Origin of the sequence: Emergencia sp. 1XD21-10 (assembly GCF_009936045.1) — a bacterium.
In the GTDB taxonomy this organism is placed as follows: domain Bacteria; phylum Bacillota; class Clostridia; order Peptostreptococcales; family Anaerovoracaceae; genus Senimuribacter; species Senimuribacter intestinalis.
Map to the genome: position 1 here is coordinate 63,245 of NZ_QWEQ01000015.1, position 13,782 is coordinate 77,026.

Consider the following 13,782-nt stretch of genomic DNA (forward strand, 5'->3'; position numbering starts at 1 on the left):
AAGAAACAGAAAAAAGCTCCAGCTATAATGAGACCATATTATGCGTCAAAAAGGAGGACACATCATGTTAGAATTTGAATTACAGAAAGCTGCCGATAAGCTGATCCGCGAGGTTTTCGGCGTAAAGGAGAAAGAAACGGTCGCTATCACAGCTGACACGAAATCCAATCCGGTTCTGATTCAGGCGGTTGCCGCTGCAGTACACAGCGTAGGCGGCTTTCCAGCCGTCATCACGATTGCAACACCAAAGGGTGTTGGCAAAGCTGCCGACCCTGATATTCCAGTAGAGCTTTTAACTGCTGCTCTATCTGAAGCTGACGTATGGATTGAGTTCAATGAACAGTGGCTGCTGTACTCAACTCCATTTGAAATTGCAATGGATAAGAACAAAAAACTCAGATACATGTGTCTGGTCGATTTTTCACCAGAGCTTCTAATCAGAACAATCGGTGACATCAACACTGCACAGCTGAAAGAATTTATGGAGGCCTTCGGCGTTCGCCAGAGACAGGTAAAAGAAATGCGTGTCACTACGCCTGCAGGAACCGACGTAAGCTTTGTTTTAGATCCATCTCACACTGTAGCCGTAGACTGCGGCAAAGCTGACGTTCCTGGATTTCACATGTGCCCAGGCCAGCTCAATGTCATTCCGAAGTTCGGTACCATCAACGGAAAAATCGTTTTCGACGGTACAATTACCCCACCATTCGGACACGTGCCTTCTCAGCCGGTTGAACTGACTGTAGAAAACGGCGTTATCGTAAAAATCGAAGGCGGCCGCGAAGCTTCTGAATATGAAAAATTCCTGAAAGGCTTTGACGATGAAGGTATGCTGAAAATGGCACATATCGCCTACGGCTTCAATCCGGGTGCAAAGCTGACAGGAAATGTCGTAGAAGACGAACGTGTATGGGGATGTACAGAATGGGGTATCGGCTACGTCAGCGCAATTGAAGCACCTCCAATCGGACAGCCTGCCGCTTCCCACACTGATGGTATCTGCCTCAACTCCACCATCTACTTCGATGGTAAGCTGATTATGGAAGACGGCGTTATCGTTGATGAAGAATTAAAGAAACTGGATCCAACAGTATAAATCTAAAAATCTTAAAAACACGGGCTGCCCCCATGAACAATTATTTTTCGTTCATGGAGGCAGCCCATATTTTTCTAGGTCAGGAGGCAGAAATAAGTTCAATTCAGTTCAATCACATTGCACCCTGTCATTAAATATAGTATACTTTTATCAACAATATGAAAACCCACAGGAGTATGCTGCCCATGAAAAAAGTAATCATTCTTTATAGAAACTCGAAAGATTCCGTCAACACCCCCGCAAGCGAATTCATCTACGACAATTTGCGTTCAGTATTCAGTGATTATGCCGTTTTCGAAAACTGCTTTATGGCAGATTTAAAAGAAAACGAAATCCTTCATGCCGACGCTTTTCTTGCCGTTGATGCAAGAGTCTTTCAGAAAGCGAAAGAATGCGTTGCAGATTTCAGTAATGTAATCAAGATGGGCAGGAGTATTGAGCAGAGTGTACTAATTACCCTCCAGGATATCCCCGCAGATACAAATGTACTGGTCGTCAACGACTCTTACAGCACTGCCGTAAATACGGTAAACATGTTTTACGAGCTTGGAATCAGCCATTTAAACTTTGTTCCCTTTGATAAGGAGCTTGCACATACGACGATTTATGACGATTTGTCCCTTGCTGTTACTCCTTCCGAAAAGCATTTTGTACCGGCACATATTAAGAACATTATCGACATTGGCTACCGTAAGGTCAGCTTTGATACCATGTTCAGACTGATGAAACTCCTGGATCTGGATAACAGCGTCGTTAATCGCAACCTGTTCCGATACATGCAGTCACTGGCAGAACCGGATACTATCTTCAATACAAATTACATTTATGAGTATTTAAAAACGCAGACCCTGAGTTTTGTAACAAATTCCAACAAGTCCTGCGTATTTCTGACAGACCAGCATATGAACATCATTTACGCAAACGACCCTGTCGAGGGCATCTCCCGAAAAGATCACAGCAGTCTGTTAGATGCAGGCCAATTAGTAGAATTAAAGGATTCTCTCGACAGCGAATCAGGAAATCCTTACACGACAATAAATGGCACAGATTATTACTACGACAAATACCCGATAAAACTCATCGACGAAGTCATAGGATATTTTGTTGTTCTGAAAGAAAAAAGTCAATTGCTTCCCGTCAATAAAGTCAACCTGCAAAAAGGATATGTGGCAAAATATCATTTTCAGGATATCGTCCACATGTCGGAAGAGATTCAAAACTCCATTCAGACTGCAAAGCTAATCTCATTAACAGAGCACACGGTGCTGATTTATGGTGAAAGCGGAACAGGCAAGGAAGTCTTTGCGCAGGCCATTCATAACGCCTCAAAGCGAGCAAATGCTCCCTTTGTTGCAGTAAATTGTGCAGCGCTTCCGGAAAATCTTTTAGAGAGTGAATTGTTCGGATATGAACCCGGCGCATTCACCGGCGCCATTGCGAAGGGAAAGGCAGGGCTGTTTGAGCAGGCAAACCACGGAACGATTTTTCTTGATGAAATCAGCGACATATCACCGAATCTGCAGTCCAAGCTGCTGAGGGTCATTCAGGAAAAGCAGGTCATGAGAATAGGTACAGACCACATCATCAACATTGATGTGCGCTTAATTGCAGCGACAAACCGAGATTTAAAGCAGGCAGTCCAGGAGAAGACTTTCCGCAGCGATTTGTTTTACCGTCTCAATGTGCTTCCCATTCGGATTCCTCCTCTCCGCAAAAGAATGAAAGACATTATTCCTTTGCTCAAGTACTTTCTCGGCACATCTTATGATAATCTGACCCCACAGGAACTTCGGCAGCTTACTGCTTATTCATGGCCCGGAAACGTGCGAGAGCTGGAAAACTTCTGCACCTATTATAAGACCCTTTCCTCTTTTCCCGAATATCTCTATGAGGAAATCTCTGTGCCGGAGGATTGTCCTTCCACGGCTGAGGTGCAGATAGAAATCCTAAAGCTAATCAGAAAAAATACCAAAATTTCCCACGGCATCGGTCGAACGGGTCTGGCGGAGCTTCTGAAAAAGCAGGGACTTTATCTCAGCGACAGAGCGCTGCGCCCTATACTCAATCAGCTTCAGCAGGATGGTCTTATTGAAATAGGAAAAGGCAGACATGGAATGCGAATTACAAAGAAAGGTTCCTCTCTGCTAACCTCTGATTCCAGCGAAAAGCATTAATCCGCTTTTGGGGATACAGCAAAGGAGACAGTCTTTAGGCCGTCTCCTTTTATGGTTTGCTATTACAGCATGTGATAGCAGGCAACCTGATGGTTGTTTCCGATATCTGTAAGAGGAGGCATCGCCTGCGCACATTCTGCAGTTGCATAGCGGCAACGGGTTCTAAACGGGCACCCGCTCGGAGGATTCATAGGTGAGGGAACATCGCCCTCTAAAATAATTCGCTTGCTGTCCGCTGACTTTTTCGGATCTGCCACAGGCGCCGCAGACATAAGGGACTGGGTATATGGGTGTCTCTTGTTCTCGAACAGTTCTGCAACATCTGCCACTTCTACCAAATGTCCCAAATACATCACGCCTACCCTGTGGGAAATATGTCGAACCATAGAAAGGTCATGGGAGATGAACAAATAGGTCAACCCCATTTCTTCCTGAAAGTCCTCTAATATATTGACAACCTGTGCTTGAATGGATACGTCCAGCGCCGAAATCGGTTCGTCACAGACAATAAACCGAGGCTTTAAAGCCAGCGCTCTGGCAATACCGATACGCTGCCGCTGTCCGCCAGAAAATTCATGAGGATATCTGTTGATATGGTCATCTTTCAATCCGACCATATGCACTAGTTCCCTAACCCTTTCATCTCGCTCCTTCTTGGAAGCAACTAATTTCTGAACCAGCAGCGGCGCACCGATAATTTCATTGACTGTCTGCCTCGGATCTAACGATGCATAAGGGTCCTGAAAAATCATCTGCATATCCTTCCGATACGGTGAAAATTCCTTTTCCGATAAATCGGTAATATCCTGCCCGTCAAAGAAAATTTTTCCGCCGGTAGGCTTGTATAACTTCAATATTGTTCTGCCAACGGTAGTCTTTCCGCAGCCAGATTCTCCTACCAATCCAAAGGTAGTTCCGGCAGGAATAGACAGGGTCACATCATCTACCGCTTTCAATGTCTGCTTGCTTTTCTTTCCGAAACCCTTTCCAGCCACTGAAAAATGCATTTTCAATCCCTGTACTTCAACTAAAGGCTTATTCTCGTTCACTTGCGTCCTCCTTCTCCATGGTTTTTCCTCGATTTGCCTGCGGATGAAGGAGCCAGCAGGCTACGCGATGACCTTCTGCTACTGTCGTCAATTCTGCCGGCGCCATATTGCAGATTTTCATCGCATTTTCACAGCGTGCTGCAAAAGGACAGCCTTTCGGCGGATTCATTAAGTCCGGAGGACTTCCCGGAATCGGTTTCAGCTTCTGCTTTTCATAGGTGCCGCTTCCCATCGTATCACTATGGGGTACTGACTCCAAAAGCCCCATTGTATACGGGTGCTTTGTTTCATAGAAAATCTGATCCAAAGAACCTTCTTCCATAATCAGCCCACCATACATAACCACTACGCGAGTGCAGACCTGGGCAATTACACCCAAATCATGGGTGATTAAAATAACAGATGTCGAAAACTTTTCCTTCAACTCCTGCATCAACTCCATAATCTGCGCCTGTATGGTCACATCAAGGGCTGTAGTCGGCTCGTCAGCAATCAGTATTTTCGGATCACAGCACATCGCCACAGCAATCATCACCCTTTGGCGCATACCCCCTGACATTTCATGAGGATACTGTTTCATTCGTTTTTCCGGCTCATTGATGCCAACCAGCCGCAGCATTTCGATGGCTTTTTCCTTGGCCTGTGCCTTGGACAGCTTTTTATGTACTCTCAAGGGCTCCATCAACTGATTGCCCACTGTATACAGCGGATTCAAAGAAGTCATAGGATCCTGAAATATCATACCAATCTCGTTTCCCCGAATCCGTTTCATTTCCTTTTTACTTTGTGAAAGAATATCTCTGCCGTCAAATTCCAGCGCATCCGCACGTACTGCCGCATTGTCTGCCAGAAGACGCATGATAGACATCATAGTCACGCTCTTTCCGCATCCTGACTCTCCTACAATGCCAAGAAATTCGCCAGAATCCACATAAATATCTATACCGCGAACCGCCTGCACAATTCCGCCGCCGGTCGCAAAGTTGGTTCGCAAATTTTTTACTTCTAAAAGATGTTCTGACATAATTTCTACCTCTATTTCTTTAAACGCGGGTCAAGTGCATCGCGTAATCCGTCCCCAATAAAGTTCAGTGCAAACATGGTTAAGCTGATTGCCAAAGCCGGGAACAGCATCAAATACGGATACATACCCATTGTTGCCATACCGTCGTTTGCCAGTGTTCCCCAGCTTGCTACCGGTACAGCAATACCAATACCGATAAAGCTCAGGAACGCCTCTTCAAAGATTGCGGAAGGAATAAGCAGCATAACCGTAACAATAATCGGGCCCATACTGTTAGGCACCAGATGCCGCAGTAAAATCTGCACCTTGCTCTCGCCTACTACCTTAGCTGCCGTAGCAAAATCCTGGTTCTTTACCGATAAAATCTGACCTCTTGTCTGCCGCGCCGGGCTAAGCCAATAGGTCAAGCAGATTGCAATCAGAATACTGGACATTTTCGGGCCCATAAACATAATCAGCAAAATACTGTATAGCAGCGATGGAACTGCCGAAAATACGTCTACAAAACGCATCATCAGCATATCGACTTTGCCGCCAAAGAAACCTGATATTCCGCCGAAAAGCACACCGACCACCAGGCTGACCAAGGCTGTTACAATACCAATCGTCAAACTGATTCTTGCACCATAGGCAACACGCACCAGCAGGTCGCGTCCAAACATATCTGTACCGAGTGGGTGTTCAGCATACGGCGACTGATAAATTGCGTTGTAATCCTGCCCATCATAGGTATATGGACTTAGTATAGGCACGAAAATCGCTACCAGTATCATAAAGATAATAAAAATAATTCCTACAACCGCCAGTTTATCTGCTTTCATCTTCATATAAGCATTCTGCCAGTAGGAGATGCTGGGCCGGTTGATTACATCAGTCAGCTTATCCTCCTCTGGAAGCGGTTCAAATAATTCCGCCGGAATATCTGTATCTGCCATGGTATACGGCGGTACAGGAACTTCCGGAAACATATTTTTCTTCTTTCTCATCTTTCCCACCTCACGAATCCAATCTTACGCGCGGATCGATGAGTGCATAAGCAATATCCACAATCAGCGTACAGATCATAATAAACAGACCATAGAAAATCGTTACACCCATAATCATGGTATAATCGCGGTCGCTGACAGAATTAACGAAATACCTGCCAATGCCGGGAACCATAAAGATTCGCTCAATGGCAAAGCTTCCTGTCATCAGTCCTGCCACCAGTGGTCCCAAGTAGGTAACTACTGGCACGATAGCATTACGCATAGCATGCTTACCTATCACTGTAAACTCAGACAACCCCTTCGATCTGGCAGTCCGAATGTAATCCTGCTGCACCACCTCCATAAGAGTCGAACGGGTCAGTCTGGTGATGTTCGCCACAGGTGCAAGGCAAAGACAGGCTACAGGCAAAATGAAATGCTTCAGCTCGCCCCAGCCGTGCGTAGGCAAAATTGCCCATTCCATACAAAAAGCATACATCAGCAGCATGGCGATAACAAAGGTTGGAATGGATATCCCCACCGTGGCAAGGGTCATGGACAGCATATCCGCCACGCCTCCCCGCTTCAGTGCGGCAATTACTCCAAGGGGAATACCGATTAGAAGCGCTACAATGATGGCAACAAAACCAATCTGAGCGGAAACCGGAAAGCTGTCGGCAATCAGTTCATTTACGCTATAATTCAGCTTTTTCATGGACAAACCCATATCTCCATGAAAAAGATCCTTTACATAGTTAAAAAACTGCTCATGTACCGGAAGATCCAGTCCATACCTGGCCCTGATTACTTCCAAAACCTCCGGATTTAGGTTTTTCTGTTCGCCTGCACTGAAGGGTCCTCCCGGAATGGTGTGCATCAGGAAGAAGGTAATCGTAATCAATAAGAACATTGATACGATTGCAATCAATACACGCTTGACAACATATTTAAACATAGACTTATCCTCTCTGTTTCAATTCCTTTTTTGAAGCAGGTGTTCCAGTTAAATTGGAACACCTGCCGCAGTTTCTATGCTTTCTTATTCTGCAATATCTGCATACTGGAAGAATACGTGACCGATGTAGTTCTTCACTACGCCTTTCACTCTCGGATTTACCAGCATTGTATCTGTATAGAAGGTTACTGGAATAATCGGTGTTTCTTCAATCAGAATCTTTTCTGCATCAAGGAATGTCTTCATTCTAGTTTCATAATCGGTCTCTTTATAAGTCTTCTGCATCAGCGCATTGTATTTCAGCGCTTTCTCATCATGCCAACGAGCATCTTTCAGACTGCCGTCCGGATTTACTTCACGACGTTCTTCCCACAAGAACAGGTTTGTGCTTGGGTCGTCATAGTCACCGGTCCAGCCGTCATCGGCGATATCCCAGTCCTCAGTCTCAAATACGTCCCAGTAAGTGGACGGCTCATAGGAAACGATTTCAATCTTGAAGCCTGCTGCCTGCCACATGGACTGCATTGCCTGCGCACGGTTCATTGCTTCCTCATTATTCTGACAAACATATTTATATGTCGGAAGTCCCTCGCCGTTTGGATATCCTGCTTCCTCGAGGAGCTTCTTAGCACGTTCTAAATCAAAGCTTACTAAATCGCCCGCTTTGTCACGATACTGTTCATCTCCCCAGTGAATACCATAAGGGACTAAACCGGTAGCAGGGTAGCTTACCTGACCCAGAATTGAAAGCAGGGTTTCTCTATCAAGAGCAAGAGACAACGCCTGGCGCACACGATTATCTGTAATATGTCCCGTATGAGTGGTCAGATAGTTTACACCGATACGGCTTTCGTTTACAAATTCGTCACTGTCTTTATATTTAGACACCGCTTCCGCATTAAGGTTATCTGATACATCGATATCCCCATTCTGGAAGGAAGCCAATTCTACAGATGGTTCGTCCAGGAATACGAATTCTACCTGATCAATGGCAACATTATCTGTATCATAATAGTACGGATTCTTTTCCAGCACCACATTTACCTGGTCTTTAAGGCTGGTCATTCTGAACGGACCGTTTCCAACGTAAGTTTCCGCAGTTTTATTCCAGTTCGGATTTTCATTTACAATGTGCATCGGCAGTGCTACATAAGTACATGCGATATCCAGGAAATAAGTACAAGGGCTTTCCAGTGTAATCTCCAGTGTGCGATCGTCAAGGGCCTTATAGCCGACCTCTTCCCAATCACATTTTCCGGCGATGTAGTCGCCCATATTCTTTACATACTCTTCCAAAGTCGTCTGTTGTGCAGCTGTCTCCGGTGCGCAGTAGTATTTCATCGTTTCTTCCCAGTCATGGGCAGTCATATCTGTGCCGTCAGAGAACTTTGCACCATCTCTGATATGGAAGGTCCATACCAATCCGTCATCACTGGTTTCATATTTGTCTGCCCATCCCATCTCAGATGTGCCGTCTTTAGAAATTCGTGTAAGTCCTGTATAAATGTTGTATTTCAGGACGCTGTATTTCGCATAGCGGCTTCCTTCAACATACTCCATTGATTCCGGCTGTCCGCCGTTAGCGTAAACGATTTTCTTCATTCCGTCTGCGCCTTTATCACCTTTATCTTCTCCTCCGCATCCTGCAAGGCAGGTCAACACCATCGCTATACAAAGCGCGGTCGCCAATAACTTCTTTTTCATTTTTTCCTCCTTTCACGTCCGCCAAACCTTTAGAACCTTTCTCCCGCTCGGCAAGACAGGGGGGAACAAGAATTTCTGTTCCCATACTTTTTGCTGGTCTGCGACACAGCATTTGCATTATATTCTGTTAAATTGCAATATTCATGCCATTTACCATCTTCACTACAATAATGTGTAAAAATGCGTAAATTCATCAACGACTCCTTCGCCTGCCCTCTTATGTGTTTCGCTAAAAATAGGTTCTATTATTCTATGAACCTTTTTGTCCTCATTTATTTACCTTGATTTTCTTATACAAAAAACCAGCCGAATTACGCCTTCGGCTGGATAAATTTTAGTTTTTAATTCTTTACTTAGAAAACCCTGTTCAAGCTACAGTGCGTTAGCCGATAAAATACCGGCATCTTGCCAGTTCCATCGGGCTATCTGCCGTATAGGAGACAGTATAGTCATTTAGCTTCTCAACGCCCGGAAACCAAGTTGCGGACATAGCTTTCTGAAACTCCTTATAGCATAGTGTCATCGTATAGGACTTTGAAAGCGGCTTGGACTTCGGTAAAGGCTTTGACAGTACTTCAGTCACAGCCCGCTCAATCTCTGCTACCACCTTATCAGGGTGTATATTCCATGTTGCATTGCCCATTCCTTTTTTGGTCGGAACGGTGACAATACCCGGATATTCTGTCTCCGCTTCGCTGCAAATCCCCGCGTCACCGGACAGCAGCAGTGACGGAACGCCAAACTGGTCAGCAACCCCTGAATTGATCGTGAATTCAGACGCATATTTATCGTTGATTTTAAACCAGTTGTAGATGTAATCCTCACAGGTATGCTTCAGCGGACTCGTGTTGGTCCACGCCCCGGAATGATAGCCGATGTAAATGACGCCCGCAAAGGTTTCATCTATGCCTCCAAGCATAGATAAAGGTGTACACGTCCAGCCTGAAATCAGCTCAGCCTCCTCCGGCAGCAATTCATGGGCGATATTCATCGCATCTTCATGTCCGTCTTTGACAACCACACCATAGCCGCAGTTTAACGCAGCCCTGCATGCAGCGGCCGTTTCCTTCGCCATTTGCCTGCAAGCTTCCTCGTAACCCTTGCCACCGTATCTGGTTGCTTCCCAACTGGTGATTCCGCTCACGCCTTCGATGTCCGCACTAATAAAAATTTTCTTCATTTATGGCCTCCTTTCAGAAGTATTCTTCTCATGTAAATACACCATGCAAGTTATATGCCATCAAATTCTCCCGAAAGCGATTACGACTCCATCTATTGAAAAAGCATTACGGACAATCCCTGTTAATTGTTCTGCGTCCTGTTATTATGCCAGATCTTTACCATCTGCTTTATCCTGCGGTCTTCCTACTGTCTTTGCCAGAATGACATATAAAAGTCCTGCTGCAATAATTCCCTGCGCAAAAGGAACGCCATAAGGAATGAATTTGATCACAGCATAGCCCGCCAGCCAGGATACAATCCCAAGCCAGTTGAAGCCGTCTGCAGTCTTGTAATTCTCCGGTTTTGCTTTATTGACAATCCAGTAATCCGCTAAAATCACGCCCATAGTCGGCAGCATTAAATCTCCCAGCACATATAAAAAGCTTTCAAAATGAGAAGCAAAGCCCAGCAGCGCACAGATTGTTCCAAGAACACCGGAAATCATTGTCGCTGCGGCCCTCTTGTTATCTTTCAAATTAAACATCATAACTGCATTGATGCCTCCGGAATAGGCATTGGTCGTGTTCGTTGTCCATGTAGCAGCAATCAAAACCAGCATGCCCAGAACCGGGATTCCGATTTCACAGAACACAATTGTAATATCATACTGCTGTGCAACCTTTGTCATAATAGCGCCAAGTACAATCATCAAAATGCCTGCCGGCGCAACACCGATGGAACTGGAAAGAATGGTATCTTTACGGGTTGCCTGATATCTTGTAATATCTGATGCCGCAAGACAGCCTGCCGCCATAAAGCTAACAGTCAGTACTATGCCATCTACAAAGGACATGGTAATCTCCGCCGGATCCACATTCAGCGCTGAAGTGCCATATTTATTCACCGCGATAATAGTTCCAACAATGGTGATTACAAACAGGGCAGGAACCGCAATCCTATTCAGTTTATCCAAGGCATTGATTCCATATACTGCCGTAACCAGCATGATAATCCCCCATACAGTGGAAGACAGCCATACCGGAACATCCAGTCCAAAAAACTCCGACATCAAATTAGAGAAAGCATTTCCGCACACGTCGTTTTGGACAGCAAACCAGCCAATCATAGAAATAAAGATCAAAGTGCTGATGATAAAGCGGGAGCCCTTTTTTCCAAAGCCGCCTAATGTCGTCATACAGGTTGGAACTCCCAGATCGCTTCCGATAATGCCCATAAGACTAAAGAGTACGATTACAATAATATAACCGATAATACCAGAAATAATTGCAAGATGAAGCGGCATTGCACCTGCCAGTATTCCGCCCAGAAGCAGGCTCGGAACACAAATCATAATGCCCGCCTGCATAAAAGCTACGGATATCCAGCTTTTTCTTTCTTCCATGGGAACTTCCGTCAGCGTGGTCGTTTCCATAGTGTTTTTCTTTTTCTCGTCACTCATAAGAAAACCTCCTTAGTTTTCCCTGATTTTACAGAAAATTAATTCAGTTTTCTTTGTACTGGTTTTAATTATGACAGGATTTTTTTGTAATTATTACAAGCCCTATACTTCGATTAGATTTCCCGATTTAGCAGAATTCTGAGTTTAACTGCAATTGCAATGGTTTCGTTGAACTTAATGGTATCGTTTTCCATATTCAGCGCACTCTTGATACGATTAATCCTATATCTTATGGTGTTGACATGCTGGTTCATCATCTCCGCTGTCAGCTTGAAATCTCCGGAGTTAGCCACATAGTTCTCCACGGTCAGTATCATTTCCGGAAGGTTTTCCTCGGTAATCTTTGTTCTGAGCGCCTCTAGGTAAGCATCATAGTAATCTTCCGCTTCCTGCGTATCCTTCACTGCCGTTAAAAGCTGAATCGACGAAAGGGCATCATAGGTTTTTACAGTCATATCCATAGCCTTGGCAGTTTCCAGGGCAAGTCTTGCTTCCTCCAGCGCCTTGCCGCAGTCTTTTCTTGGAAATGCCCGGCTGTAGCCGATGACGGGATTGTCCAGAAATTCTTTGATTCTGACAAGACATGCATTTAAAGTCTGCTGAAGCCGCTCTTTGTTGTCCTCACTGAGCAGAATAATCATTCCCTGCTCAGTTCTGACGAAAATATCATTTTCTCTGTTGAGATAATAACTTTGCAGTTCCAGCCTGGCGATATCCGAATTGAAGCCGCCCTGAATAAATATCCCTCTAATGTACTGCTTTACTGTAGGCTTGATACTGTAAAGTACTTCGCTGCGTTCTGTATCGTTTAGGCTCTCGTACATAATCTTATCCAGTCGAAGTTTATTAATAGTATTGTAAGTATCGAAGGTAATATAGCTGTGCACTGTATCAATAATCACCGTGTAAGGATATTCCTCTGGTATGAGTATTAAAGGAAAGTCATTATCCTCGCACAGCTTTAGCACCTGCGGCGTCAAAAGGTTCACTCTATCGTCCGTAACAATTAAAAGCCCTGCAGATTCAGAATGAATCAGACATTCCAGATAATAGCGAAGTTCGTGATCATCTTTCTCACTGCGGAACTGTTCCAGACACGTAATGAATAAATCCCCCTCGCAAAGAATTTTGCGCTCCAAAAGATCGGGTACGCAGGGGCAATCAAAGACTGATATTCGCTTCACTTTTCTATGAAGCCCCGCTCTCCCCGCCAGCACCTTTCTGTTTTCAAAAAGTTTGTCTTTCAAAAGCGCACCGATTTCTATATTCACTGCAATTCTCCTTTTGTTTTTCAGAGTAGGCTTATACTAATTACAACTGCAAATTTTGTTTAGCAAGGGACTGCAAAAACGCCTGGCATCCCGTTACAACATCATCGTAGGTTTCGTCAAAATTCCCCGTATACCATGGATCTGCAATATCCCGATCCTTTCCGGCAAAGGAAAGCAGCATGTGTACTTTATTATAGGGATCTGCACTGATAATACGAGACAATCCTCTTTTATTTTCTCTATCCATCAAAATCAGATAGTCAAATTCCTCATAATCTTTTTTCGTCACCTGGCGAGCCTGCCGTTTCTCAAAGGCAATGCCCTGTTCCCGCAGCTTTGCTTTGGTGCCTCTATGGATATCGTTGCCGATTTCCTCGCGGCTGGTGGCTGCAGATGCGATCTCAAATTCCGCTTCACAGCCCGCCTTGCGGACCATATCTTTCATTACGTATTCAGCCATTGGCGAACGGCAAATATTGCCGTGGCAGATGAAAAGTATTTTTATCATAATCTCTATATTCCTCCAGAATTCCGAAAATCCTTGATTTTACTGGTTTTCGAGCTTTCGATTTTTCTTCAATTTTTCATAAGTCTCTATAAATCTATGTAACTACACCCCTTGGTGGTGTAGTAATTGGCGTAGTAAACTCAAGATACTACCACCATATTTGCTGCTTATCCAACAGCAAAATCCCTGTCTTTTTTCATTTCAGGGGGGCTGGCGAAACTGTGAAATTTTCGCCATCTGTTCCGCAGCGTGTGCGTAGCTTGCATGGGTGTAAACATTGAGCGTCACGCCCGCACCGGAGTGACCCCATGCCGTCCTTTTGCAGCTTTGCAAACCACTGTTTTGCATCGGATACCTTGACGGTGCTGATTTTGCGATAGCCAAAATCCTCTTTTTTGACCAGATTCAAAACA

Annotated in this window: 11 protein-coding genes; 2 read left to right on the forward strand and 9 right to left on the reverse strand. The window is 44.8% G+C overall.

The genetic code is table 11. The features are described 5' to 3' along the window. Positions 1–64: 64 nt before the first annotated feature. The gene (locus D1151_RS10530) at positions 65–1,096 is read left to right on the forward strand and encodes an aminopeptidase (protein ID WP_160200852.1); all 1,032 of its coding nucleotides are present in this window, start codon (positions 65–67) and stop codon (positions 1,094–1,096) included. Positions 1,097–1,281: 185 nt separating this feature from the next. Then, positions 1,282–3,270, forward strand: coding sequence for a sigma 54-interacting transcriptional regulator (locus D1151_RS10535; protein ID WP_160200851.1), 1,989 nt, complete (start codon positions 1,282–1,284; stop codon positions 3,268–3,270). A 62-nt stretch (positions 3,271–3,332) separates the two neighbouring features. Here the strand turns inward: D1151_RS10535 and D1151_RS10540 are convergent, their stop codons facing one another. From D1151_RS10540 to D1151_RS10580, 9 genes are all read right to left on the reverse strand, one after another. Further along, positions 3,333–4,319 carry an oligopeptide/dipeptide ABC transporter ATP-binding protein gene (locus tag D1151_RS10540; RefSeq protein WP_330588326.1) on the reverse strand — a complete coding sequence of 329 codons (987 nt, stop codon included), beginning with the start codon at positions 4,317–4,319 and terminating at the stop codon, positions 3,333–3,335. Then, positions 4,306–5,343, reverse strand: coding sequence for an ABC transporter ATP-binding protein (locus D1151_RS10545; protein WP_160200850.1), 1,038 nt, complete (start codon positions 5,341–5,343; stop codon positions 4,306–4,308). The genes D1151_RS10540 and D1151_RS10545 overlap by 14 nt, the downstream gene beginning before the upstream one ends. 11 nt (positions 5,344–5,354) lie before the next feature. Next, positions 5,355–6,329 carry an ABC transporter permease gene (locus tag D1151_RS10550; protein WP_243151204.1) on the reverse strand — a complete coding sequence of 325 codons (975 nt, stop codon included), beginning with the start codon at positions 6,327–6,329 and terminating at the stop codon, positions 5,355–5,357. 10 nt (positions 6,330–6,339) lie between these two features. Next, complete coding sequence (locus tag D1151_RS10555) at positions 6,340–7,266, reverse strand: ABC transporter permease (RefSeq protein WP_160200849.1); 927 nt, start codon at positions 7,264–7,266, stop codon at positions 6,340–6,342. 84 nt (positions 7,267–7,350) lie between these two features. Further along, positions 7,351–8,970 (reverse strand): peptide ABC transporter substrate-binding protein, encoded by a 1,620-nt coding sequence (locus D1151_RS10560; RefSeq protein ID WP_160200848.1) that lies wholly within the window; start codon positions 8,968–8,970, stop codon positions 7,351–7,353. A 382-nt stretch (positions 8,971–9,352) separates the two neighbouring features. After that, positions 9,353–10,150, reverse strand: a complete 798-nt coding sequence (locus D1151_RS10565; protein ID WP_160200847.1) for a M55 family metallopeptidase — start codon at positions 10,148–10,150, stop codon at positions 9,353–9,355. 144 nt (positions 10,151–10,294) lie between these two features. After that, positions 10,295–11,590, reverse strand: coding sequence for a cytosine permease (locus D1151_RS10570; protein ID WP_160200846.1), 1,296 nt, complete (start codon positions 11,588–11,590; stop codon positions 10,295–10,297). A gap of 113 nt (positions 11,591–11,703) precedes the next feature. Beyond that, a complete protein-coding gene (locus D1151_RS10575) occupies positions 11,704–12,861 on the reverse strand; it encodes a PucR family transcriptional regulator ligand-binding domain-containing protein (RefSeq protein ID WP_161908881.1) in 1,158 nt (385 codons plus the stop codon). 40 nt (positions 12,862–12,901) lie between these two features. Further along, positions 12,902–13,369, reverse strand: coding sequence for a low molecular weight protein-tyrosine-phosphatase (locus D1151_RS10580; RefSeq protein ID WP_161908882.1), 468 nt, complete (start codon positions 13,367–13,369; stop codon positions 12,902–12,904). Positions 13,370–13,782 lie beyond the last annotated feature (413 nt).